This window comes from Exiguobacterium sp. s125, assembly GCF_018618605.1.
Classification (GTDB): domain Bacteria; phylum Bacillota; class Bacilli; order Exiguobacteriales; family Exiguobacteriaceae; genus Exiguobacterium_A; species Exiguobacterium_A oxidotolerans.
Map to the genome: position 1 here is coordinate 1,437,848 of NZ_JACSMI010000001.1, position 23,283 is coordinate 1,461,130.

Below are 23,283 nucleotides of genomic sequence, written 5' to 3' on the forward strand. Positions count from 1 at the left end.
TTTACGTAATCGAAGTCACATGACCCGACTGTAATTGATACATTTTTTTATAGAGTCCGTCTTTCGCAATCAACGTTTGGTGATTTCCTTGTTCGACGACTTCCCCTTGATGTAACACAAGAATCAAGTCGGCGTCCTGAATCGTCGATAACCGGTGAGCGATTGCAATCGTCGTCCGCCCTTTGCGCATTCGTTTCAATGCCGTCTGGACTTTCTCTTCCGTCTCCGTATCGATTGAACTTGTCGCTTCATCCAAGATTAAGATTTTCGGATCACGCGCCATCGTTCTTGCAAATGAAATCAATTGCCGTTCCCCGGCTGAAAACGTTGCCCCGCGCTCGGCGACCGGACTATCGTATCCCTCGTCAAGTTGGTGAATGAAACCATCCGCCTGAACGAAACAGGCCGCCTCTTCAACGGTTCCGAACGAAATCCGATCGTCAAACAACCGAATGTTATCAGCGACACTTCCCGTAAAGAGGAACGAATCCTGCAGGACAAGTCCGACGTGACGCCGTAATTCATCTTCCGGTAACTGTTCGAGCGGCTTTCCATCAATCAAAATTCGTCCCGACTGATAGGCATAAAACCGCATTAAGATGTTGATGATTGAACTTTTCCCGCTTCCCGTCTGACCGACAAGGGCAATCGTCTGTCCTTTTTTCGCTTCAAAGGTAATCCCTTTCAAGACTTCCGTCTCTCCATCATAACTGAACCGCACGTCTTCAAAGACGATATGTCCATCCGTGACGCTCGCTGCACCAGGCAACCCTTTCGTCGGTTCCGGCTCATCCGTATCGAGAACCTTAAACACACGGTCGGCCGAAACAATCGCCTGTTGAAATTCAGACAACCGTTGCATGATTTGTTGAACGGGTTGGAAAATGCGTTCAAGATAACTGATGAAGGCATAGACGACACCGACTTGAACCGTCTCCGTAAATGATAAGAACCCAAAGTACGTGACGAGTGTCGCGATTGAAAGCGCCAGCATCAGTTCAATGATTGGACGAAGTAACCAACTGTCGAGCTTTAAGTTTTTATAACGACCATTTTGGTGGGCGACGTTCGTCTCTTCAAATTCCGCCATCAATCGTTTTTCTTGGCGGAATTGCTGAATGATCGCCATCCCGTTGATTGATTCATTTAATTGCGCATTGATTTTCGATAACAAATCGCGGACTTCTGCATAATATTTCGTCGAGTACTTGCGGTAGATCCAGATGACGAAATAAAATACAGGCAGTAGGACAAGTGCGATTGTCGCAAGCGTCGGGTCCAAGAAATAGAGGAAGATATAAGTTCCGATCAATTGGACACCACTTTGGACAAACGTCGAGAGGACGCCGATGTAGAGTTCCTTGATCGCTTCCGTATCATTCGTGATCCGCGAGACTAAAACCCCAGCCGGTGTCCGGTCAAAGTAAGCGAGTCGCAGGTGCATGACATGACGAAACACATCAATCCGTAAGCGCTGAATGACTTTTAACGCGATTTTTTGAAATTCAAAGGCTTGCAAATAATCGACGATAATTCCTGTCGTATGCAAGATGAGGTAGGCACTAAATAATAAGGCGACTTCCTGGACTGGATAATTACCATTCGTGACATAGTTGTCAATGAAGATTTTAACTAAATAAGGTCCTCCGAGTTTCGCACCCGTCGTGACCAATAAGAGAAGGAACGCCACAAAGACTTGTTTCTTAAAGGGACCGACAAACCGAAGCAGACGCTTCAAGACGTCTTTTTCATTGATATCATGATTCAAACGGTCCACCCCCTTGTTCAACTAATGATTCGAGTTGTTGATGGTCATACGTTTCTTTATACCAGCCTTTTCGCCGCAACAACTGCTCATGTGTCCCCCGTTCGATGATCCGTCCCGCGTCGAGAACGATGATTTCGTCCGTATGGGAAACGGCCGACAAACGATGGGCGACGATGATTTGCGACTGTTCGTTATCAGCTGTCCGGAAATGATCGATGATCGCCTCTTCTGTTTTCGCATCGACGGCCGATAACGCGTCATCGAGCACTAAAATCGGACAGTCGGCGAGTAACGCCCGGGCAATCGAAATCCGTTGTTTTTGTCCACCGGATAACGTCACGCCGCGTTCTCCAACCATCGTCGCGTAACCTTCTTTAAAACCAAGAATATCGTCATGGACAGCAGCAACACGAGCTGCTTCCATGACTTGTTCCATCGAAGCGTCCGGTTTCGCAAAAGCGATATTGTCCGCAATCGATGCTGAGAACAAGAAATGATCTTGCGGGACGACGGCGATCTGCTTCCGGACCGTTTCTCGGAGGAGTTGTTTAATATCTTGCCCTCCCATTCGAATGGCCCCTTGTTTGACATCATATTCGCGGGTTAATAACCGGACAAACGTCGACTTCCCAGCACCTGTCCGCCCGACGATTCCGAGCGACTTTCCAGGCTCGAGTGTGACATCAATCTGTTCGAGAACCGGCTGTGTGTCATAGATAAAACGGTCAATCGCGATATCGAGTCGTGGTGAATCGACGGTCGTCACCGCTTCCTTCGCATCTTTAATTTCCGGCTCCACGGCAAGCATCCGTTCGATTCGATCATACGAAGCACGTCCTCGTTCGACGATATTGAATAACCAGCCAAATGCAAGCATCGGCCACGTCAAGAGACCTAAGTATGTAGTGAAGGCGACGATGTCACCGATCCGGATTTCCCCTTGTTGTAACAAATATGCTCCGTATCCGACGGCGATGATATACGATAAACCGACGAGTCCAAAAATCGTTGGATCAAACAACGCATCAATTTTCGCGACACGACGGTTTTTTTGAACGACGTCGTCCGATAACGACGTGAATGTCGTCACGTCCGACTCGACTTCACCCGTCGCTTTTAAAACACGGACGCCACTGATACTTTCTGCTACTTTGTCATTCAAGTCAGAAAAGGCTTCCTGTGCATCATGAAAACGGGAATGCAACATCTTTCCGTAACGCGATGTCAAGTAGACCATCAACGGCATCGGCAGAAGGGAAACGACCGTCAGTTTCCAACTGATTGTCGTCACCATCATGACGACGACAAAACCTCCCATTGTCACAGAATCGACGAGCGTCAAAATCCCTGCCCCTGCCGTCATTGAAACCGCTTGGACATCATTCGTCGCATGCGCCATTAAGTCTCCACTTCGATATTTCTTATAAAACGATTGGTCTAAATCTGAAAAGTGACCATAAAGCTGACTCCGCAACAACCGGCCCAGCCGGATCGATGCGCCGAAGATGTGAAAACGCCAAAAGTAACGGATAACGTAGGTCGAGACTCCGATCAATACGAGCACCCCGGCGAGTGTAAACAATCGCTCTTTCGTCAATGTACCGTCACTTAATCCATTGACTGTCGTCCCGATGACTTTTGGTGGAATCACTTCGAGACCTGCGACAAAAATCAAACAAATGATACCGATGCTATATGCTTTCCATTCGAGTCGAAAAAACCAACTCAATTTCTTGAAGACTCCCATTCAAGTCTCCCCCCTTTTTCAAATCAATTGAGTATTTTAAATAGTCTCACATTTTAGATTAGCCATCTTTCCAGTAAATAGCAAACAAAAAGGAGACCACAAGGGTCTCCTTTTGAAACTGCTTATTTTTTAGGTGATTTCATCGAACCACTCATTGAACGCATCACTTGGTTGACTTTCTTTTGTGATGGCTTTTGACCCATTTGCATCATCAATGTCTTAATCATATCTTCGTTGATTGGCGGGTTTTGCTCCAAATAGTTCATCATGTATCGACGAGCGATATAGAAACCAAGGGCGACACCTGCTACCAAGCAAAGAAGGGCAATTAAAATCCAAATCCATGTAGCCAAGTTGCTTCCTCCTCTAACTTAAAACGTCGCTTTTTACTATACTATAATTCTAACCGTTTGCATAGATAATGCATGAAAAAGGTGCGCATGAACGCGCACCTGTTCCACTTATCCGAGTTGCTTGACTGTTTCCAAGATATTTTCGACAGACATGCCGTACTCTTTTAATAGAAGGTCTCCTGGAGCCGATGCGCCGAAACGATCGATTCCGATGACTTGTCCTTCTGTTCCCACGTACTTGTACCAACCGAGTGACGCGCCTGCTTCGATCGCAAGACGTTTCGTGATCCGTTTTGGTAAGACAGATTCTTTGTACTCAGCTGTTTGCGCTTCGAACAACTCCCATGATGGAAGTGAAACGACCGCAACCTTTTCACCCAGTTGTTTTTGTGCTTCGACGAGCAAGTGAACTTCTGAACCCGTTCCCATCAAGATTGTATCTGCTGTGTTTACGTCACCTGCGATGACATAACCACCCTTTTCAGCACCTTCGACTGTCGTGCCTTCAAGTTCAGGTAAACCTTGACGTGTCATAACGAGCAACGTCGGTTTGTTTTTCGATTGAACAGCTGTTTTCCAAGCGGCAATCGTTTCTTTTCCGTCTGCCGGACGATAGACCGTCAAGTTCGGCATCGCACGGAAACTCATCAAGTGTTCGACTGGCTCGTGTGTTGGACCATCTTCTCCTACTGCGATCGAGTCATGCGTCAAGACGAAGATTGATTGAATCCCCATCAATGCTGCAAGACGGACTGCCGGGCGCAAGTAATCTGAGAAGACGAAGAATGTCGCACCGTAAGGGATGACGCCACCGTGAAGTGCCATTCCGTTGACAGCTGCTGCCATCGCGAACTCACGGACACCGAACCAAATGTTACGGCCGCTTGGATCGATATCGAAGTCAGCTTCGCCTTTTAGCATCGTGTTGTTCGAACCAGCTAAGTCAGCTGATCCCCCGAAGATTGATGGAATGTTTTTCGCAAGAGCGTTTAAGACTTCCCCACTTGTCTGACGTGTTGCTTTTTTCGATGTCAGATCATATGTCGGAAGATCTGCTTCCCAGTTGCTCGGCAATTCATTGTTGATCGCTTGAACAAGCTCAGCGTGCAATTCCGGATGTGCTGCTTTGTATTGCTCCATTTTTTCCGTCCATGCTGCTTCTGTATCAGCGCCACGTTTTTCGATGCGCTCCTCGAACAAGTCTTTGACTTCTTCCGGTACATAGAATTCTTCATGATCCCAAACGTAGCTTGCTTTCGTCAACTTGATTTCCGCATCGCCGAGTGGTGCACCGTGTGAAGCCGATTTCCCTGATTTGTTCGGCGAACCGAATCCGATAACCGTTTTGACTTCGATCAATGTCGGTTTTGTTGTTTCCGCTTTCGCCGCGTCGAGTGCTTTTGAAATCGAATCGATATCCGTTCCATCTTCAACACGGATGACTTGCCAGTTGTATGCTTCAAAACGTTGTTGGACGTTTTCAGAGAATGACTTGTCCAAGTCACCATCTAACGAGATGTCGTTTGAATCATACAGGACCACGAGTTTACCAAGACCTAAATGTCCTGCGAGTGAAGCCGCTTCTGCAGAGACACCTTCCATTAAGTCGCCGTCTCCGCAAATGCCGTATGTGAAGTGATCGACGACGTTTAAGTCGTCACGGTTGTATTTCGCTTCGAGGTGACGTTCTGCCATCGCCATCCCGACAGCCATCGCGATGCCTTGTCCGAGTGGACCAGTCGTCGCATCGACACCTGCTGTGTGACGGTATTCCGGGTGACCCGGTGTTTTTGAGTTCCATTGACGGAATGACTTCAAGTCATCCATCGCGAGGTCGTATCCTGATAAATGGAGGAGTGAGTAGAGAAGCATTGAACCGTGTCCTGCTGAAAGTACAAAACGGTCACGGTTAAACCATTCTGGATTTTTAGGGTTGTGGTTCATATGATCCGCCCATAATGTAAATGCCATCGGTGCTGCACCCATCGGCATTCCCGGGTGGCCCGAGTTCGCTTTTTGTACTGCATCAATTGATAAGGTACGAATCGTATTTACTGCTAGTAATTCTACTGTTGTCATGTTCGTCAAAACAATCATCCTCTCTCTTTTTCACAAATTCTATATCATTTTAGCACACACAGAAATGTGATACAACTTTTCTAAATAGTATGTCACATTAAAATGAATGCGCTCTCTATTGCCCTTTTCAAGCAACTTTCATGATACACATTACTGATTTTCCCATTAAAAAAGCTACCTCGCTCACGGATTGAGCGACGCAGCTTTCGTTCATACAAAACTTGCTTACTGTTTATTGCGTTCTTCTTCTTGTGCTTGCTTCAATTTTTCAGGCGTAACATCCGTTCCTTCTTCATCAACGATTTTGATGCCCATCATTTGATTTTTGAACGAACCACGAAATGCTTCTAAATAGGCCGTTCTTAATTCTTTTTGTTCCGCCGTCTCAGCTTCCGTTAACGGTTCGACTTTTGATTTATTGGCAAGTTCATTAATTCGATCGAGTTGTTCTTGTGATAACATAATATCCCTCTTTCTCTTTGACTCAACGCGGAGCACTTTAATAGTAACCTTACTGTAAAAGACCCGAAAAAAAAAAGCAAGTTTGTCGCGTCAAGATGACACAACACCTGCTTTCATTCATAAGACTGGACAACTTCTTTATATTCAAGATAACGCCGGTTGACCGTCGCTTTCGAAATATCATGCCCCATGCCGCGTAAGGTCGTCGCGATGTCAGCAAACGTCAAACCAAGTTCACGTAATCGAACGATTTCTTCAATCGGGACTTCCTTTCGACTGCGGCCGGCATTCTCGCCTTGGCGATTGAGATTTTGTTCGGGTCTAAAACCATTATCGACAGCCCGTCTCATGCCGCGTGCAATTTTTGCATTGTGGAGCTTACGCTGGTATTCCTCAACGAGTGAAACGATTTCGAGGACCATTGCTTCCGCATCCGCCAGTTGGTATTCACCGTCTGACTCCATCGTCATCAACTGGACATCATGTTTTTTGAGCGTATGCAAAATCGCGATTTTGGCGTTTCCTCGTCCGATTCGTGTATCGTCCGTCACGAGCACCGCTTCCACCAGATGACGCGTTACATAATCAAGAACGGTCAACATCCCTTCTCGCTCTACATCATAGCCACTTTCTTTTTCGACGATGATATCTATGATTTCAAATCCTTTTGTTAAAGCGAGTCCCGACAGTTCTGCTCTTTGCCGCTCCAGTGAGCTCTCTTGTGCTTCTTTTTCCGTCGAGACGCGACAGTAGATTACTACTTTCATCGTACCTCACACCCCTGTTCGTTCATTCAACAACTTTTATATTCTGTCATTGTTGTGCGATTGGTACAACGATTTTGTCTTTCGAAATGACATGTTTTGTTTCGAGCTCATTGTTCTTGATCAGCCAGTCGATGTATTCCTGGTTCGTCATCGAACCATCATTGTAGACTTCTGCAACTTGTTCGACCGTTACGTTCTCATCGACCGTGACTGACGCCGTGAGTAATTGGTGGACCTTTTCATCCGGTCGTGGTGTTAAAAGAAAAAGAATGAAAGCAAAACTGAGCGTATAAAACAGAATTGAAAAGGCATGAGTACGAATAGAATGAATCATCATGAATCCCTCCAAATAGGTTATTAGAATAAATGTTCTCGGAACAATTGTTCGCATAATCTATAATAAACACAGAACCAGTGTTCGGTCAATACAAAAACATCGAACAATTGTTTGTACGCTCATTTGTTCTATGTTATAGTAATTCTAGAAACATATATTCCTAAATCCTAAAAAAACCAATCCGGAAAGAGGTGGCAATTCGTATGCGGAAAATGTCTAAACGTCAACAAGAAATCCTTGACTACATCATCGCTGAAGTGAAGTTAAAGGGCTATCCACCTTCAGTTCGCGAAATCGGTGAAGCTGTTGGTCTTGCTTCAAGCTCAACGGTACACGGTCATTTGGATCGTCTAGAAAAACGTGGACTGATTCGCCGTGACCCGACGAAACCACGCGCGATTGAAATATTGCTTGATAAACCTGAAGAAATCAACGAAGCGATCGTCCATGTCCCCGTTATCGGCAAGGTAACTGCCGGACTTCCGATCACTGCGATTGAAAACATAGAAGAGCATTTCCCACTCCCTGCACATTATGTAGGAAATGAAACCGTCTTTATGTTGACGATTGATGGCGAATCGATGATTAATGCAGGTATTCTTGATGGCGATCGTGTTATCGTGCGTCAACAAAACACAGCAGAAAACGGGGAGATTGTCGTTGCGATGACCGAAGATAGCGAAGCGACAGTCAAACGGTTCTTCTTAGAAGATCAACAGGTACGTCTTCAACCAGAAAATGACTCGATGGACCCGATGTATTTCGATAACGTGTCGATTCTTGGCAAGGTCATCGGCGTTTACCGGACGATTCACTAAGAGAGGGACCAGCTGAGCTGGTCTTTTTTCATGCCTTCTGGAAATGTACATGATACGGTCAACTCCGTTGCCCTCACGGGATATGTTGTTTATTCGGTCGCAACGAACCAAACGGATTGGCTCCCGACCGCTGTCGGAATCGCCGTCGGGACCTTATGGCTTTCGCCCGACTTAGACTTAAAATCGGAACCTTACTATCGTTTTGGCCCTTTGCGTGTCCTTTGGATGCCATACGTCAAAATTATGCCGCACCGCTCCATCTGGTCGCATGGCTTAATCATCGGAGATGTCATCCGCCTACTCTACAGTGCCGCTTTATTGATTCCGCTCCTCTTTTTAGCCTTCTATAGTGAAATCATCCAAGCAAGCACGGTCGACTCATTGATTGACGTCATGCCTGCTTTTATTATCGGTGTGATGACCGCAAGTACGATTCATATCATCCTTGATCATACGAGTAGTTGGTTCCGCCCTAAAAAGAAACGAAAAAAACGTCGATCCTGACTTTTTCCATTCAATCATGGAAAAAGTCTTTTTATTATCCAATTCTATTTTTTTTAAACCTAAATAATGAAAATTTCGATTCTTATATTTCAATTATTTGTATTGAAAACGTTATCAATTCGGGTTAGGTTTAAATAGAAAGGCATTATTCGCTTTAATCCAAAGGGAGGGTTTTTGCATGAGTAATTTTATCAGTGAGATGATGGGAACATTGATTCTCATCCTACTCGGGGATGGCGTCGTCGCCGGTGTCGTTCTGAAGAAAACCAAGTCTGAAAATGGTGGCTGGATTGTCATCACGCTCGCTTGGGGTCTCGCCGTTATGACCGGTGTTTACGTCGCGGCATCCAGTGGTGCCCACTTGAACCCAGCGGTTACTTTGTCGCTCGCGCTCAATTCTGACTTATCGTGGGCAGATGTACCTATCTATATCGCTGCTCAACTTGTCGGAGCATTCCTTGGCGCAGTACTCGTTTGGCTTCATTACATGAAACATTTTGAAGCGACAGAAGATCAAGCCGCAAAACTCGGTGTCTTCGCGACAGGTCCAGCAATCCGTCATACGGGATCAAACTTAGTATCTGAGATCATCGGGACATTCGTTCTCGTCTTTGGTATCTTGGCGCTTGGAGCGAATACGTTTGCAGACGGACTCAATCCATTGATCGTCGGTCTCCTCGTAGTCGTCATCGGTCTTTCGCTCGGTGGTACGACGGGTTATGCAATCAACCCTGCCCGTGACCTTGGTCCACGTATCGCCCACGCGATCTTACCGATTCCGGGTAAGGGATCATCAGACTGGGGTTACTCATGGATTCCGATTGTCGGACCAATCATCGGAGGCGCAATCGCCGTCTTCATCTATCAACTGCTATTTTGATTGAGCATTAGGTATCTTAACTATTCAAGGGGGACTCACAGATGGAAAACAAGTATATTTTAGCACTCGACCAAGGAACGACAAGCTCACGCGCCATCATTTTCGATCATGATGGTCAAATCGTCAACTCTGCTCAACGTGAATTCAAACAATACTTCCCACAACCAGGCTGGGTCGAGCATGATGCAAATGAAATCTGGGGTTCGATTTTAGCAGTCATGGCGGATGCACTCGGAACGGCTGACATCAAACCGAGTCAAATCGCGAGCATCGGAATCACGAACCAACGTGAAACGACAGTCGTCTGGAACAAGGAAACGGGAAAACCAGTTTATCATGCCCTTGTCTGGCAATCGCGTCAAACGGCCGACATTTGTGATGAGCTAAAAGAACAAGGACTCAATCAAAAATTCCGCGATAAAACTGGCTTACTCATCGATGCCTACTTCTCAGGAACAAAAGTCAAATGGATTCTAGATAACGTCGATGGTGCACGTGAGCAAGCAGAGAACGGGGAACTGCTCTTCGGTACAATCGATACGTGGCTCGTCTGGAAGCTCTCAGGTGGAAAAACACATATCACAGACTACACGAATGCCTCACGGACACTCATGTACAACATTTACGAACAACAATGGGATGACGAGTTACTTGAAATCCTGACAGTCCCTAAATCGATGTTGCCAGAAGTCCGTCAATCAAGTGAAGTCTACGACAACACAGTCCCGTATCACTTCTTCGGCTTCGAAGTTCCAATCGCCGGCATCGCCGGTGACCAACAAGCTGCCTTGTTCGGTCAAACGTGCTTTGAACCGGGCGAAGGGAAAAACACATACGGTACAGGTTGCTTCATGTTGATGAACACGGGCGAAAAAGCCGTTTCTTCAGACCACGGACTCCTGACGACGATCGCTTGGGGCGTCGACGGCAAAGTGGAATACGCACTCGAAGGTTCCATCTTCGTTGCCGGTTCTGCAATCCAGTGGTTACGTGACGGTCTCCGGATGCTGAAACATGCGAAAGACTCGGAAGGCTACGCCTTGAAAGTCGATTCAACAGACGGTGTCTACGTCGTTCCTGCTTTCGTTGGTCTCGGTGCACCGTACTGGGATAGCGATGTTCGTGGTGCCATCTTCGGATTGACACGCGGAACGGAAAAAGAACACTTTGTCCGTGCAACACTCGAGTCACTCGCTTACCAAACACGCGACGTCTTGACAGCGATGCAGCAAGATTCCGGCATCGAACTGAAAACGTTACGCGTCGACGGTGGAGCCGTCGCGAACGACTTCTTGATGCAATTCCAATCGGATATTCTCGGTGTTCCAGTTGACCGCCCGGAAATCAATGAGACGACGGCACTCGGTGCAGCCTACCTCGCTGGACTCGCTGTCGGCTATTGGAAAGATAAAGCTGAAATCAAAAAGCAGTGGAAACTCAACCATCAATTCACACCTGAAATGAAAGAAGACGATCGCGAAAAACGTTATGCCGGATGGCAAAAAGCGGTCGAAGCGACAATGGCATTCACACCGAATAAAAAAGAAGCCAACGCAAACGTCTAATCGAATAACGATGACTTTTGCACCACTCTATTAAAAAGAAGCGATTTCGATATCACTCGAAATCGCTTCTTTTTTGTCTTTGACCTTTTAATTCATACACCTTCTCAATCCCACACCAAAGAACTCCCCTCTAAGCGAACAGGCAGATACCTGACTTAGAAGGGAGACCGGTCTTACGCGAATCATTTAGGCGAATTCATTTCTCAATCCGTCAACGACTTCAGTCAGTGACTTCGATTGACCACTTAAGACAGCCGCGAGGAATGCCCCTTCGACGAGCGGCGCCTCAACGAATTGGACTGTTTTGTCACCGCTGTACAGTTCAAGGGCCAACTCCGCATTCATTGTTGCAGAACCGATATCCGTCAAGATGACACCGTCATCGTCGAGCGCGTTCAACGTTTCTTCAATGCGCGAAGCATCTGTCCCGATGCTTCCATCTGCTAAACCGGCCGCTAGCAGGATTGGTGTATCCGGTGCCATTTCGGCAAGCAGTTCCTTTAGACCAGTCGCCAGTTTTTCACTGTGTGAAACGAGAATTACATTAACCATGTAGCACCTCCACGATTTCTTGTAACAAGAGTGCACTCGATAAAGAACCTGGATCTTGGACGCCGACTGTCGCGTCTCCAAAGTAGGAAGCCCGCCCTTTCGTCGCGACACGTTCTTTTGTATCACAGAGCGCTTGTTCGAGTGCAGCGTTTAAATCCGCCTCTTTACTCAAGGCCTCATGGAAAGGTGTCCAAATGTCGACCATTGTTTTCTGACCGAATTCAGACTTTCCACGCATCTTGATGCCTTCCGTCGCTTCAACAAAAGCTTGTGCCAGTTCTTGCCCTTCCACTTCTTTTTTCCCTTTAAAGGCTCCGGCGAACTTGACGAACGCTGTTCCGTATAACGGACCAGACGCCCCACCGACCGTCTTGATTAACGTCATCCCAACTTGTTTTGACAAATCACCTAAATCTTCATACTCACCATGTGCTTCTAGTTCTTTTTGGACGGCTTGAAAACCACGTGACATGTTAATCCCGTGATCACCGTCGCCGATTTCACGATCAAGATCGGTCAGTTCATCTTTATGGGCTTCAATCTGTGCTGCTGCCTTCAGTAAGCTTTCACGAAACTGTTCTGTCGTTAACTTCATTTCAATCCACCTCTTCTATTTCTTTTAAAAATTTTTAGTTTGATTAAAAACCGATTGCATTCGTTTTTGCGTCAAGGTAACCGACGAGCTCGTCGTCGACCGGAAGTAACGTAATCGAGAAACCGTGCATCTCAAGCGATGTCATATAGTTTCCAACGTATGGACGGACGATGTCGTAGCCTTTTGCTCGTAATTGTTCCGCGACATACTTGTAGGTGATGTAGAGTTCCGATTCCGGCGTTCCACCCATACCATTGACCATGACAGCGACTTTTTTGTCTGTTACTTCTGCTGTCAGTCGGTCGAGCAGTTCCGTGACGATTGCTTCAACGGACGCAACCGGTTTCCGGTCGATTCCTTTTTCACCATGGATTCCAATTCCGATTTCCATCTCATCTTCATGTAAGTCGAAACCAGGTTTTCCGCTTTCCGGCATGTAACACGGTGAAAGTGCCATCCCAATCGAACGCACGCTTCCGATGACTTTCTCGGCAATTGCTTTGACTTCAGCAAGCGACTTGCCTTCCGCCGCTGCCGCACCGGCAATTTTATGGACAAAGACTGTACCCGCGACACCGCGGCGATCTTCTTCTTTTTTGATGGCGATGTCATCCTTTACGACAACCGTCTCGACTTCGATATCTTCAAGTTCTGCCAGTTCCTTCGCCATATCAAAGTTCATGACGTCCCCGGAATAGTTTTTAACGACGAGAAGTACGCCTTTACCAGCGTCTGCTGCCTTGATCCCTTCAAGGACCATATCTGGTGTCGGCGAGGTGAAGACCTCTCCACAAACTGCTGCAGCTAACATCCCGTCACCAATGAAACCAGCATGGGCTGGCTCATGCCCACTGCCGCCACCCGAAACGAGGGCAACTTTTCCGTTCAGTGGTTCTTTTCGTTTTACGACATTGACGCCGTCGACTTTCGCATATAAATCCGGATGAGCTAAAACGAGACCTTCCACCATATCTGATACGAATCGGTTGGCATCTTGCATTAATTTATCCATCTTGAACGCTCCTTCGTCTAACGAATTTTTGCACTACCACTTAGTCTTTACCACAATTCAAGCAAACTTATGTCAAGAAAACATATGAAAATATTGACCACTTAGTGTCCATTTTTGAGTACGGATGCTATGCTCATCTTACATGTCAAAAAAGGAGGAATTGTATCGTGTCTTCTTCATTCCAAGCAGGAATCAAAGCCTGTTTACCAACTGTTCTCGGTTATCTCGGAATCGGCTTTTCTGCCGGCATCGTCGGTCGTGCCTCCGGTTTATCCCCTCTTGAAGTCGGATTCATGTCCGTCTTCATTTACGCCGGTGCCGCCCAGTTCATCATCACAAGTCTTTTATTATTGAATAGTCCCGCTTCTGCCATCATCCTGACGACGTTCATCGTCAATCTCAGGCACTTATTGATGAGTCTGACGCTTGCACCGCATGTTGAGACCCGGCATATCCGTGATCGGATCGGCGTCGGGACATTACTGACAGATGAGTCGTTCGCTGTCGCGATGAATACTGCGCAAAAAGGAACGCTTTCCCCGTCTTTCATGCACGGCTTGAACCTGACTGCGTATCTCAGCTGGATCGTCGCAACTGTTCTCGGAGCACTCGTCGGCAGTTGGTTCCCTGATCCGGAGCGCTTCGGTCTCGACTTTGCCCTGACGGCGATGTTCATCGGCTTATTGTACTTACAGTTCGAAGGAGAACGTTCTCGCATTGCCGTGAACAGTTGCCTCTTACTGATCGTCTTACTATTGCTTTACATAACCATGCGCTACTTTTCTCCAGAAGTCGCCGTTCTTTGCGCGACGCTCGGTGGTGCAAGTATAGGAGTCGTGATCACACGATGGAAATCCGTCCAGAATTAATCGCTCTTTTTTTAGCTTGTGGACTCGTCACTTGGATTCCACGCGCCTTACCGTTTCTTGTCCTTCATGGACTGACGTTACCACGCCTCGTAACGGAATGGCTCTCCTTCATTCCGGTCTGCCTGCTTGGTGCCCTCTTTTTTCAAAATCTACTCATCGCGCAAGACGACGCGTTTCCGACGATTTCGACGCTTCATGTCTTCGCAACACTACCGACGATGGCGGTGGCAATTTTCAGCAAAAGTCTATCCTGGACGGTCGTGACCGGTGTCGTCACCATGGCATTTCTACGATTGTATCTGTAAGCACTTCATTCATCTTTAACATGTTTCGATGCATCCTTTGTGTTATCTTTAAAATAGAAATTAATGGATAGTGAAGGAGGTCCTGATGTGCCGAATAAGCAGTTTGTATCCTATTTGATATTGCTGTGCGCGATTTTTCTGATCGCGAGTCAAATGGATATCCCCTATATGCTAAAACAAGGACTGGTCGCGTTGTACGTCGTCGCCTATTTCGGTGCGATGGTTGTTTCTCGCAAAATGAAAGTCAGGGCGCACAAACAATGACTCGAAAAAAATCTCCTCTGGTCTTGAGAGACTGGAGGAGATTTTTGTGTTCACGTATTTGCTTGTACGTCCTGATAATCCGATTGATGTTCAAACTCTTTTTTCGCAAACGGACATAACGGCAGTAGCTTGACGTTAACTTCCCGTGCCCAGTTGACGATTTCGGCAACGAGTTGTTCGCCGATTTGCTGGTTCCGGTGCGCGGGATCGACATACGTATGATCGATGATCCACATGCCGTTGTTCGTGTCGCTGTAGGTGATTTCTCCAATCACTGCACCTTCCTGATGCGCTTCGATTTTACGTTCTGCTCGTTTCAGTTCCATTTGCTTCCCTCCGTTCATAAGATAAAGCACCACTTGGACAGCCATCAATCACACGCATGACTTCTTCTGCTTCCGCACGGTTCGCTTCAATCCATGGTCATTTTTTGACATCGAACACGCTAGGCAGGCTCTTGACGCAGTGACCGGAATGAATGCACACTTCTGGATCAAAGTAGACAGTCACGTCTTTTCCCTCATAGCCTTTCTTCATATGGAACGCCTCCTTAGTATATTTTTCTATTCCCTAAATAGACGCATGCACCTTTCGAAAATCAAAAAATTAATAAAATCACAAAAATGTAAGCATCCATCAATTGAATTCTCACAAAAAACGCCCGAAATAAATTCAGACGTTCCAGGCTGTAGATAAACTCTAATGAAAGGTTTATACCGATATGCTTGCGTGTTGCACTTTCCTGTCTCGTCTCATCTTCAAAACGGCTGCACGACGGTCTAAAAAGCATCTCTCTTCCGTTGACTCCTACGGGAAAAAGTGCGTTTTTAACGCACTGTCAGAGGCAGGCAAGACCCTGCTCATTGTCCGAGAGGATAAAGGAGCAACGGCTTGCGCCTCGCCCGAGGAAAGCAACGGAAAAGAGAGATGCTTTTATCACTTTATGTTGCTTTGTCCACACGCTAAAAAACGCCCGAAATAAATTCGGGCGTTTCCAGTAGACTTAGAACAAGACCATGTACTGATCGCGTTCCCATTCCGTGACTTGTGTCCGGAACATATCCCACTCGATTTCTTTGAGCTCAACGAAGTGTTCCGCGATGTGATCGCCGAGTGCGTGCATGATGACGTCATCTGCTTTGAGTACTTCGAGTGCATGGCTGAGTGTTGATGGTAAATCATCGATGCCGTTCGCAACACGTTCTGGTTTGTCCATGACGTAGATGTTACGGTCGATTGGTGCAGGTGCTTGCAAGTTGTTTTTGATTCCGTCAAGACCTGACGCAAGCAATGTCGCAAGTGCAAGGTACGGGTTAGCCGCCGGGTCAACTGAACGAACTTCGATTCGAGTTGAAAGACCACGTGCAGCAGGAACTCGGACGAGCGGTGAACGGTTACGGGCTGACCATGCGACGTAGCAAGGTGCTTCATAACCAGGAACAAGACGTTTGTACGAGTTGACTGTCGGGTTACAGACAGCTGTGAAGGCACGAGCGTGCTTCAGGATACCTGCTGTGAAGGCGCGTGCATCGTCAGAGAGTTGCATGTTGCTGTTCTCTTCGTCGAAGAAGACGTTTTCGTTTCCTTTGAAGAGGGACATGTTCGCATGCATACCTGAACCGTTGACACCGAAGAGCGGTTTCGGCATGAATGTCGCGTGCAAGTTATGTTTCGCAGCAATCGTCTTAACGACGAGTTTAAACGTTTGGATGTTATCGGCAGTCGTGATCGCATCCGCATATTTAAAGTCGATTTCGTGTTGACCCGGTGCGACTTCGTGGTGTGACGCTTCGATTTCAAAGCCCATGTTTTCGAGCTCGATGACGATTTCTTTACGGCAGTTCTCACCGAGATCGACAGGTGCGAGGTCGAAGTATCCACCTTGGTCGTTTAATTCAAGTGTCGGGCGACCGTTTTCATCCTTTTTGAAGAGGAAGAATTCCGGTTCTGGTCCGACGTTGAATGAAGAGAAACCAAGCTCTTCCATTTCTTTAAGTACGCGTTTCAATTGACCACGTGGATCACCTGAGAACGATGTGCCATCTGGATTGTGAATGTCACAAATGAGACGTGCGACTTTACCTGTTCCATCTTCAGTCCATGGGAAGACAACCCATGTATTTAAGTCTGGGAAGAGATACATATCTGATTCTTCGATCCGGACGAATCCTTCAATCGACGAACCATCGAACATCATCTTATTATCAAGTGCCTTCTCCAATTGACTTACTGGAATTTCAACGTTCTTGATTGTACCGAGGATATCTGTGAATTGTAGACGAATAAACCGTACGTCCTCAGCTTTAGCGATTTTCATAATGTCTTCTCGTGTAATGTTGCGGCGTGTCATGTAACAGTTCCCCTCTCCGATTCTGTTTTTCATATATGGTAACAGGTACTTACTTGAAGAAACGCCCGAGCTCACCTTGGATGAGCGACGTTTTTCCAGGTTGACCTGCTTCCTTCAGTTGATTTTTCAGGAGTTTATACAACTCTCCATCGGATAGTTCCGGACGTGTCTTGACGACCGTCTCCGCAACGCGTTCTCGTTTGATGAGATCATTGTCAAAAATCATTTTAATCCCTGCGATATTCAGTCCCTGATCCAAATATTCCTTGATCGACAGTAAACGATCAACATCGTTGAACGAGTAGAGGCGGCGTTTCGTCTCTGTCCGTTCCGGTTTGATCAGTCCCTGTTCTTCATAGTAACGGATCTGCCGGGCAGATAACGCGGTCAACTCTTGAACGACTCCGATCGGAAACAGTGGCTTGGACTGTCGTGTTACGTCTGCCATGTCGTTCCTCCTTTTTCCTTACTCCATGAGAATAAACCTCTGTGAGGCAAGTTGTCAAGCTATGTCAGGAAAGTTAACACAACTTTCCCACAAGTCAGACAACCTGTCATCAAAGGTCTTTTCACAGTTTGTAATTATTTTAAACCCGCGTTTGCGGAAGCAATTGTTTTTCCATCAAATGGTCGACGGCAGAAATGATGGCGATTTTGACGTGACTAAATGTCAACCCGCCTTGGACGTAAGCCGTATAGGGCGCACGAATCGGTCCGTCTGCCGACAATTCGATCGACGACCCTTGGATGAATGTCCCTGCTGCCATGATGACATCATCCGCATATCCGGGCATATAGTCCGGAATCGGTAAAGCATGAGCATTGACCGGTGACGCCGCTTGAATCGCCTGACAAAAGGCAATCATCGGTTCCGGGGCATGGAACGAGACCGATTGAATCAAATCCGTCCGCTCTGCTGCGTAATGCGGTGCCGTATCGAAACCGAACTGCTCCATCATGCTCGACGTGAACATTGCCCCCATCAATGCCTGGCTGACCGTGTGCGGCGCCATATAGAAGCCTTGATACATGTCTTGGAGCGAGTAGAGCGACGGTCCCGCTTCCGCGCCGATGCCCGGAGTCGTCATTCGGAACGATGCCCGTTCGATCAAGTCCGTCCGTCCGACGAGGTAGCCGCCAGTTTTCGCGAGACCCCCACCCGGATTTTTAATCAGTGAGCCTGCCATCAAGTCAGCCCCGACGTGGGTCGGTTCCATCGTCTCGACGAACTCGCCGTAACAGTTGTCAACAAAGACGATGACGTCCGGATGGACGGCTTTAATCGTCGCAATCGCGTGACCGATTTCTTCGACCGGTAAGCTGCGCCGTGTCGCATAACCTTTCGACCGTTGAATCCCGACGACTTTCGTCTTGCTTGTGATCCGGGCGAGAACGGCATCGATATCAATCGTCTCCGCCTGTTTCATCTCGACGACATCATAGGTGACACCGAGTTCTTTTAGCGAGCCCCGCCCGTCACCCCGGATGCCGACGATTTCTTCGAGCGTGTCGTACGGTTTGCCTGTGATATACAGTAATTCGTCTCCCGGCAAGAGTAACCCGAACAACGCAATCCCGATCGCATGGGTCCCACTGATAATTTGCGCACGGCAAAGTCCGGCTTCTGCACCGAAGACGTCGGCATAAATCCGTTCGAGCGTATCGCGCCCTTCATCGTTATAGCCGTAACCTGTCGACGGCATGAAGTGAAAATCGCTGACTTTGTGTTTCCGGAACGCGTTCAAGACGCGAAACTGATTGTATTCCGCGATTTCTTGCGTCCGTTTGATCCCGGGAGCGATTCGCGTCTCCGCCGTCTCGATGAAGGGACGAATCGTTTCATAATGCGTTAATTCTGTAAACATGCTTACACCTCGTATTGTTTCAATGTCGAGTAGAGACGCGTGTCTTTACGCAAGTACCCTTTGAGCGTGACCGATCCATCCTCTTCATATTGTTCTTTTAAATTCATCATGACTTCTTTTGCCGGGTTGTAGTGGGCAAACGCCTCGACCGGAATCCGGATTTCGAGATATTCCAAAATCTCACTGATCGACTTTTCGATTTCGAGCGTTAACCGTTCGATATCAGTCGGATCGAGTGCTGAAATCAGCAATTTTCCGCCGGCGAACAAGTCTGTCAACTGGTCTTTTTTATTGAAGACTTCGAGTTGCGGAATATCACCCGCTCCGAGCTCATCGAGGACATCGTTCGTCGTCTGCATTTGGTTGAGATAATGTTCACTCGAAGCATCAATGACATGGAGGATTAAATCGGCTTCAAGCACTTCTTCCAGCGTCGAACGGAAGGCAGCAATCAGTTTCGTCGGAAGGTCCTGGATGAAACCAACCGTATCCGTCAACAGGATTTGTCCGCCTTCCGGTAAATCGAACTGACGTGTCAATGGATCGAGCGTCGCGAACAATTCATTTTTTTCATACGTGTCAGCATGCGTCAAGCGATTGAAAATCGTCGACTTCCCGGCATTCGTATACCCGACGAGCGCGATTTGGAACGTCTGATTTTCTTTACGGCGTTCCCGGTAACGCGCTCGGTGTGCGACCGATGTTTCGAGCTGTTTCTTGATTTCATCGACACGGCGACGGATGTGTCGACGGTCCGTCTCAAGTTTCGATTCACCCGGACCACGTGTCCCGATTCCGCCACCAAGACGTGACAGTTGCGTTCCTTGTCCACTGAGACGCGGTAACAAATAACTCATTTGCGCGAGCTCGACTTGAAGTTTCCCTTCCCGTGACTGAGCACGCCCGGCGAAGATATCGAGAATCAATTGGGTCCGGTCAATCAATTTGATCGATTCCGGGTCTTCAAGTGCAATCCGGATGTTCTTCATCTGACCGGGTGTGACTTCTGCATTAAAAATAATTAAATCCGGTTCGAGTTCTTCCGCTAGCGCGACCAGTTCCTCGACCTTCCCTTTTCCGATAAATGTACGCCGATCGACTGCCTGCCGTTTTTGATCGAGTCGTCCAACGACGACCCCGTGCGCAGTCGTGACGAGTGCTTCAAGCTCCGCGACCGATTCTGCATAAATATGGTCTGCCACATCGGGGAGCTGACAACCGACGACAATAACGCGTTCTGACATAAAATCATTCCTTTCAAGATAAAGACATTCTGCGTCCCTAATCATACCACACGCCGCTATCCGTCTGAACTTTTTTGGACAGGAAACATTCGTTCGGTTTATGATAAGAATAACAAGGTTGAAGGAGGCGGAACATGGCACGCGAACGACTGGATTATACGTTGCCCGAGTTCATCGAACGGTATCTCCTCTATTTAACGGTCAGCGGTCGACAGGACTCGACCGTCCGACGCTACCGTTATGATTTAATCGAGGTTCACCGGTACATGACGGAAGTCGACCAACCGCTCGAGACGATTGATGATTTCAAAGCAATTTCGCTCGATGCCTGGAAGACATTCATCAACGAATACTTGATCGAAGAAAAACTCTATAAACAAGCGACGGTCGCCCGGATCGTCACCGTCATCAATCAATTGAACTATCAAATCCGACAATCAAAAGCAAAACTAATTGAGTATGCCCAGCCGACCCATGAGCTCGGTCCACACCATGTCGCGTCGCAGAAAGAATATGACCAGTTGATCCGGACGAATCAGTCCGACCGCGGTTTGACCGATCATCAGCTCGTCGCCCGCCCGTACTTGATCGACCGCAATGAATTGATTTTACGGTTGTTCTACCGGTACGGACTACGCGTTCACCACATCATCGGGCTGAAGATGCAAGACCTCAATTTTGCCCAGCAAGAGATGCTCGTCCACGACCGGCTCGGGAACACGTACAAATTGCATATCGAGCGTGAGGATCAGGACGTCATGCTCCGTTACTTGAAGACCGTTCCGGAACCCGTCCGTCCACGTTATCATACAACGGACCCGTTTTTCGTCGCCTTCGACTTCGCCCGGATGACGTTCCGCTGGCTCTATAGTAAAAATGCGCCGAAGCAGCTCTCGATCGTCATGATCACGAAAATGATGCGGCAACTCAATGAACGGTCGGATAACAAACGATTGATCACCCCGTCGATGCTCCGTAACAGCTTCATCTTGAAAACGTATGTCGACGAGATGACGACAGAAGACCGCCTGACGAAGACATGTCTCTATAAAGACGTCTCGTTAAGACGATACGCGGAAGCATTTGAAGAATTAAAAGAGTTATTATGATGAATGTGCTGTAAAGGCAAATGGTACAAGACGCCGGCATCTTTTTCTTGTACCATTCGTCATCCTCCACAAAAAAAGATGAAGAGTCACTTCGCAGTGACCTTTCATCTAAATGGATTGCATTTCTTACAAGATGGCCCCCGCGGCCGTCTTGTTTAACGCGATACTTCTTCCGTTTCCTCTTGTTCGTACAACGTCACGTTACGTGCCGGCGCGAACGTCGAAATGGCATGCTTATAAATCAGTTGTTGTTTTCCTTCTGATTCTAGGATGACCGTGAAGTTATCGAATGATTTGATTAATCCCCGTAATTGATACCCACTGATTAAGAAGACGGTTGTTGGAACCGCATCTTTTCGTAATTGATTTAAAAAATAGTCTTGAATGTTGTATGTCGCTTTCATAAGACCCCGTGCCCCCTCTATTTTATCTGTTTCTGTCTTCAGGCCAGTCCGAGTTAACCGCTTTCAGAAACCCTACTGTTCTATCATAGATAATTTTGAAGTTTTGTTCAAATGAAATCGTTCCCATTTCTACCCAAACGCCATCAAATTGATGACGGAACCACGTTAACTGCCGTTTTGCGAAGCGTCGCGTGTTACGTTTGAGCTGTTCGACCGCCGGTTCAAGTGGCGCGCCACTCAAAACAGGGACGATTTCCTTGTAGCCGATTGCTTGCATCGCTTTCGTATCGGCGAAGCCGGCGTCAACAAGCTGCCGGACTTCCTCGACGAGTCCCTGCCCCACCATCAAATCGACCCGCTCATTGATTCGGTCATATAAGCGATCCCGGTCGTCCATATGTAAGACGAACAGCAAGCTCTCATATAAGCTCGGTTCACTACCGGACGTTTGTGTCTGTCCACTCTCGGCGACTTCAATCGCCCGGACGACCCGTTGCACATTGTTCGGATGAATTTCCTCTGCCCGATTCGGATCGAGTTGACGCAAGCGTTCATGGAGTGCGACTGCGCCTTGCTCCGCTGCAAATTGTTCCAGCTCCTGCCGCAATTCTTTATTTTCCGCTTGTGCTGTAAATTGATAGTCATACAAAATCGCCCGGATGTATAAGCCGGTCCCGCCGACGATGATTGGTAATTTCTCTCGACCTGCAATGTCCGCAATCGCCTGGCGTGCCAGCGTCTGGAAACGAGCAACACTCATCTCATCATCCGGATTGACAAGGTCGAGCATATGATGCGCTACACCGTCCATTTCTTCTTCTGTCACTTTCGCTGAACCGATGTCCATTCCTTGATAGACCTGAACGGAGTCACCGGAGATGATTTCACCATTCAAGCGCTTCGCTAATTCTATACCTGTCTTCGTTTTTCCGACCGCAGTCGGACCGACGATGACGATGACTGGTTGTTTCACTATGCATCACCATTCCTACACTGATCATTTTTGATGTCAGTGTACCATAATTCACAATTCTGCCGTAGCCGTTTTAAGACAAAAAAAGAGCACCTATCCTGAAGAAAAAGGACATGTACTCTACTTGTTACGAAAAAAATATTAGACACGACGAATGAAGTCGTCATAAATTGCGCTGAATACACACCATCCGCAAATCACTAACCCTGTCAACATAATACCCCAATCTGCCATCATAGCCCCTCCTCTTTTATCTGTTACCTACCTTTTTACAATTTGCGACAACTGTAAACCCATTCGAGCATGTTTGACACCAATTAATGGAATCGCTATGATTAAGATACGATTGGTACGTAGCGCGGAAGTTGACCTGCATCGGCTTTCCATTAGAGGCTCTGCCTCTCGATTCCAAGTGACGGGCTTGCCCGTTGCGAAAACCCCCTGTTCCGAATTCGGGACAG

At 47.4% G+C, this 23,283-nt stretch carries 25 protein-coding genes and 1 pseudogene; 8 read left to right on the forward strand and 18 right to left on the reverse strand.

Annotated elements, in window-relative coordinates; translation table 11 throughout:
* Nucleotide 1: 1 nt before the first annotated feature.
* From KNQ05_RS07345 to yneA, 7 genes are all read right to left on the reverse strand, one after another.
* Nucleotides 2-1,768, reverse strand: a complete 1,767-nt coding sequence (locus tag KNQ05_RS07345; protein ID WP_214804965.1) for an ABC transporter ATP-binding protein — start codon at nt 1,766-1,768, stop codon at nt 2-4.
* Nucleotides 1,758-3,515, reverse strand: a complete 1,758-nt coding sequence (locus KNQ05_RS07350) for an ABC transporter transmembrane domain-containing protein (RefSeq protein WP_214804967.1) — start codon at nt 3,513-3,515, stop codon at nt 1,758-1,760. The genes KNQ05_RS07345 and KNQ05_RS07350 overlap by 11 nt, the downstream gene beginning before the upstream one ends.
* Before the next feature lie 122 nt (nt 3,516-3,637).
* Complete coding sequence (locus KNQ05_RS07355) at nt 3,638-3,868, reverse strand: YneF family protein (protein WP_012370001.1); 231 nt, start codon at nt 3,866-3,868, stop codon at nt 3,638-3,640.
* A gap of 108 nt (nt 3,869-3,976) precedes the next feature.
* A complete protein-coding gene (tkt, locus tag KNQ05_RS07360) occupies nt 3,977-5,965 on the reverse strand; it encodes a transketolase (RefSeq protein ID WP_088836762.1) in 1,989 nt (662 codons plus the stop codon).
* Between the two features lie 207 nt (nt 5,966-6,172).
* A complete protein-coding gene (locus KNQ05_RS07365; RefSeq protein ID WP_029333302.1) occupies nt 6,173-6,409 on the reverse strand; it encodes a DUF896 domain-containing protein in 237 nt (78 codons plus the stop codon).
* 113 nt (nt 6,410-6,522) lie between these two features.
* The gene (locus KNQ05_RS07370) at nt 6,523-7,176 is read right to left on the reverse strand and encodes a YneB family resolvase-like protein (protein WP_214804969.1); all 654 of its coding nucleotides are present in this window, start codon (nt 7,174-7,176) and stop codon (nt 6,523-6,525) included.
* Between the two features lie 46 nt (nt 7,177-7,222).
* Nucleotides 7,223-7,510: a cell division suppressor protein YneA gene (gene yneA / locus KNQ05_RS07375; RefSeq protein WP_029333299.1), complete on the reverse strand. Its 288-nt coding sequence runs from the start codon at nt 7,508-7,510 to the stop codon at nt 7,223-7,225.
* A 206-nt stretch (nt 7,511-7,716) separates the two neighbouring features.
* Here yneA and lexA point away from each other — a divergent pair, with 206 nt between their 5' ends.
* From lexA to glpK, 4 genes are all read left to right on the forward strand, one after another.
* Nucleotides 7,717-8,331: a transcriptional repressor LexA gene (lexA, locus tag KNQ05_RS07380; protein WP_029333297.1), complete on the forward strand. Its 615-nt coding sequence runs from the start codon at nt 7,717-7,719 to the stop codon at nt 8,329-8,331.
* Nucleotides 8,332-8,361: 30 nt separating this feature from the next.
* Nucleotides 8,362-8,835 carry a metal-binding protein gene (locus tag KNQ05_RS07385; protein ID WP_088836760.1) on the forward strand — a complete coding sequence of 158 codons (474 nt, stop codon included), beginning with the start codon at nt 8,362-8,364 and terminating at the stop codon, nt 8,833-8,835.
* Nucleotides 8,836-9,013: 178 nt separating this feature from the next.
* Complete coding sequence (locus tag KNQ05_RS07390) at nt 9,014-9,715, forward strand: MIP/aquaporin family protein (protein WP_214804971.1); 702 nt, start codon at nt 9,014-9,016, stop codon at nt 9,713-9,715.
* A gap of 41 nt (nt 9,716-9,756) precedes the next feature.
* Complete coding sequence (gene glpK, locus KNQ05_RS07395) at nt 9,757-11,280, forward strand: glycerol kinase GlpK (RefSeq protein WP_214804973.1); 1,524 nt, start codon at nt 9,757-9,759, stop codon at nt 11,278-11,280.
* 186 nt (nt 11,281-11,466) lie between these two features.
* On the opposite strand, the gene dhaM is transcribed toward glpK, so the two are convergent.
* The 3 genes from dhaM to dhaK are packed head-to-tail and all read right to left on the reverse strand — an operon-like array spanning nt 11,467 to nt 13,439.
* The gene (dhaM, locus tag KNQ05_RS07400; protein ID WP_214804975.1) at nt 11,467-11,832 is read right to left on the reverse strand and encodes a dihydroxyacetone kinase phosphoryl donor subunit DhaM; all 366 of its coding nucleotides are present in this window, start codon (nt 11,830-11,832) and stop codon (nt 11,467-11,469) included.
* Nucleotides 11,825-12,427: a dihydroxyacetone kinase subunit DhaL gene (dhaL, locus tag KNQ05_RS07405; protein WP_214804977.1), complete on the reverse strand. Its 603-nt coding sequence runs from the start codon at nt 12,425-12,427 to the stop codon at nt 11,825-11,827. The genes dhaM and dhaL overlap by 8 nt, the downstream gene beginning before the upstream one ends.
* A 43-nt stretch (nt 12,428-12,470) precedes the next feature.
* Entirely contained in the window at nt 12,471-13,439 is a 969-nt protein-coding gene (gene dhaK, locus KNQ05_RS07410) for a dihydroxyacetone kinase subunit DhaK (protein WP_214804979.1), read from the reverse strand.
* Nucleotides 13,440-13,606: 167 nt separating this feature from the next.
* Here dhaK and KNQ05_RS07415 point away from each other — a divergent pair, with 167 nt between their 5' ends.
* From KNQ05_RS07415 to KNQ05_RS07425, 3 genes are all read left to right on the forward strand, one after another.
* Nucleotides 13,607-14,308, forward strand: a complete 702-nt coding sequence (locus tag KNQ05_RS07415; protein WP_088836756.1) for an AzlC family ABC transporter permease — start codon at nt 13,607-13,609, stop codon at nt 14,306-14,308.
* Nucleotides 14,287-14,613 (forward strand): AzlD domain-containing protein, encoded by a 327-nt coding sequence (locus tag KNQ05_RS07420; RefSeq protein ID WP_214804981.1) that lies wholly within the window; start codon nt 14,287-14,289, stop codon nt 14,611-14,613. The genes KNQ05_RS07415 and KNQ05_RS07420 overlap by 22 nt, the downstream gene beginning before the upstream one ends.
* Before the next feature lie 87 nt (nt 14,614-14,700).
* A complete protein-coding gene (locus KNQ05_RS07425; protein WP_157898466.1) occupies nt 14,701-14,877 on the forward strand; it encodes a hypothetical protein in 177 nt (58 codons plus the stop codon).
* A gap of 50 nt (nt 14,878-14,927) precedes the next feature.
* Here the strand turns inward: KNQ05_RS07425 and KNQ05_RS07430 are convergent, their stop codons facing one another.
* From KNQ05_RS07430 to hflX, 6 genes and pseudogenes are all read right to left on the reverse strand, one after another.
* Nucleotides 14,928-15,203 carry a GNAT family N-acetyltransferase gene (locus KNQ05_RS07430; protein ID WP_088836754.1) on the reverse strand — a complete coding sequence of 92 codons (276 nt, stop codon included), beginning with the start codon at nt 15,201-15,203 and terminating at the stop codon, nt 14,928-14,930.
* Nucleotides 15,178-15,414 (reverse strand): annotated as a pseudogene (locus KNQ05_RS07435) ((4Fe-4S)-binding protein). The gene KNQ05_RS07430 and the pseudogene KNQ05_RS07435 overlap by 26 nt, the downstream one beginning before the upstream one ends.
* 466 nt (nt 15,415-15,880) lie before the next feature.
* The gene (gene glnA, locus KNQ05_RS07440; protein ID WP_214804983.1) at nt 15,881-17,227 is read right to left on the reverse strand and encodes a type I glutamate--ammonia ligase; all 1,347 of its coding nucleotides are present in this window, start codon (nt 17,225-17,227) and stop codon (nt 15,881-15,883) included.
* 49 nt (nt 17,228-17,276) lie between these two features.
* On the reverse strand, nt 17,277-17,675 hold the full coding sequence (locus KNQ05_RS07445) for a MerR family transcriptional regulator (protein WP_029333272.1): 399 nt from the start codon (nt 17,673-17,675) through the stop codon (nt 17,277-17,279).
* A gap of 139 nt (nt 17,676-17,814) precedes the next feature.
* Entirely contained in the window at nt 17,815-19,092 is a 1,278-nt protein-coding gene (locus KNQ05_RS07450; protein ID WP_088836750.1) for a methionine gamma-lyase family protein, read from the reverse strand.
* Nucleotides 19,093-19,094: 2 nt separating this feature from the next.
* Nucleotides 19,095-20,336: a GTPase HflX gene (gene hflX, locus KNQ05_RS07455; protein ID WP_088836749.1), complete on the reverse strand. Its 1,242-nt coding sequence runs from the start codon at nt 20,334-20,336 to the stop codon at nt 19,095-19,097.
* Between the two features lie 134 nt (nt 20,337-20,470).
* Here hflX and KNQ05_RS07460 point away from each other — a divergent pair, with 134 nt between their 5' ends.
* Nucleotides 20,471-21,445: a tyrosine-type recombinase/integrase gene (locus KNQ05_RS07460; protein WP_088836748.1), complete on the forward strand. Its 975-nt coding sequence runs from the start codon at nt 20,471-20,473 to the stop codon at nt 21,443-21,445.
* A gap of 155 nt (nt 21,446-21,600) precedes the next feature.
* Here the strand turns inward: KNQ05_RS07460 and hfq are convergent, their stop codons facing one another.
* Together hfq and miaA are read right to left on the reverse strand one after the other, a co-directional pair.
* Nucleotides 21,601-21,849 (reverse strand): RNA chaperone Hfq, encoded by a 249-nt coding sequence (gene hfq, locus KNQ05_RS07465; protein WP_029333264.1) that lies wholly within the window; start codon nt 21,847-21,849, stop codon nt 21,601-21,603.
* Between the two features lie 22 nt (nt 21,850-21,871).
* Nucleotides 21,872-22,825: a tRNA (adenosine(37)-N6)-dimethylallyltransferase MiaA gene (miaA, locus tag KNQ05_RS07470; RefSeq protein WP_214805078.1), complete on the reverse strand. Its 954-nt coding sequence runs from the start codon at nt 22,823-22,825 to the stop codon at nt 21,872-21,874.
* Between the last annotated feature and the right edge of the window lie 458 nt (nt 22,826-23,283).

What these genes read in the sequence shown, in the direction of transcription:
- KNQ05_RS07445 (WP_029333272.1), bottom strand. Translation starts at nt 17,675, where the DNA reads ATGGCAGACGTAACACGACAGTCCAAGCCACTGTTTCCGATCGGAGTC.
- KNQ05_RS07420 (WP_214804981.1), top strand. Translation starts at nt 14,287, where the DNA reads ATGGAAATCCGTCCAGAATTAATCGCTCTTTTTTTAGCTTGTGGACTC.
- KNQ05_RS07430 (WP_088836754.1), bottom strand. Translation starts at nt 15,203, where the DNA reads ATGGAACTGAAACGAGCAGAACGTAAAATCGAAGCGCATCAGGAAGGT.
- KNQ05_RS07365 (WP_029333302.1), bottom strand. Translation starts at nt 6,409, where the DNA reads ATGTTATCACAAGAACAACTCGATCGAATTAATGAACTTGCCAATAAA.
- hflX (WP_088836749.1), bottom strand. Translation starts at nt 20,336, where the DNA reads ATGTCAGAACGCGTTATTGTCGTCGGTTGTCAGCTCCCCGATGTGGCA.
- lexA (WP_029333297.1), top strand. Translation starts at nt 7,717, where the DNA reads ATGCGGAAAATGTCTAAACGTCAACAAGAAATCCTTGACTACATCATC.
- glpK (WP_214804973.1), top strand. Translation starts at nt 9,757, where the DNA reads ATGGAAAACAAGTATATTTTAGCACTCGACCAAGGAACGACAAGCTCA.
- hfq (WP_029333264.1), bottom strand. Translation starts at nt 21,849, where the DNA reads ATGAAAGCGACATACAACATTCAAGACTATTTTTTAAATCAATTACGA.
- dhaM (WP_214804975.1), bottom strand. Translation starts at nt 11,832, where the DNA reads ATGGTTAATGTAATTCTCGTTTCACACAGTGAAAAACTGGCGACTGGT.
- KNQ05_RS07460 (WP_088836748.1), top strand. Translation starts at nt 20,471, where the DNA reads ATGGCACGCGAACGACTGGATTATACGTTGCCCGAGTTCATCGAACGG.
- KNQ05_RS07350 (WP_214804967.1), bottom strand. Translation starts at nt 3,515, where the DNA reads ATGGGAGTCTTCAAGAAATTGAGTTGGTTTTTTCGACTCGAATGGAAA.
- KNQ05_RS07385 (WP_088836760.1), top strand. Translation starts at nt 8,362, where the DNA reads ATGCCTTCTGGAAATGTACATGATACGGTCAACTCCGTTGCCCTCACG.
- dhaK (WP_214804979.1), bottom strand. Translation starts at nt 13,439, where the DNA reads ATGGATAAATTAATGCAAGATGCCAACCGATTCGTATCAGATATGGTG.
- KNQ05_RS07390 (WP_214804971.1), top strand. Translation starts at nt 9,014, where the DNA reads ATGAGTAATTTTATCAGTGAGATGATGGGAACATTGATTCTCATCCTA.
- KNQ05_RS07450 (WP_088836750.1), bottom strand. Translation starts at nt 19,092, where the DNA reads ATGTTTACAGAATTAACGCATTATGAAACGATTCGTCCCTTCATCGAG.
- KNQ05_RS07370 (WP_214804969.1), bottom strand. Translation starts at nt 7,176, where the DNA reads ATGAAAGTAGTAATCTACTGTCGCGTCTCGACGGAAAAAGAAGCACAA.
- dhaL (WP_214804977.1), bottom strand. Translation starts at nt 12,427, where the DNA reads ATGAAGTTAACGACAGAACAGTTTCGTGAAAGCTTACTGAAGGCAGCA.
- tkt (WP_088836762.1), bottom strand. Translation starts at nt 5,965, where the DNA reads ATGATTGTTTTGACGAACATGACAACAGTAGAATTACTAGCAGTAAAT.
- yneA (WP_029333299.1), bottom strand. Translation starts at nt 7,510, where the DNA reads ATGATTCATTCTATTCGTACTCATGCCTTTTCAATTCTGTTTTATACG.
- glnA (WP_214804983.1), bottom strand. Translation starts at nt 17,227, where the DNA reads ATGACACGCCGCAACATTACACGAGAAGACATTATGAAAATCGCTAAA.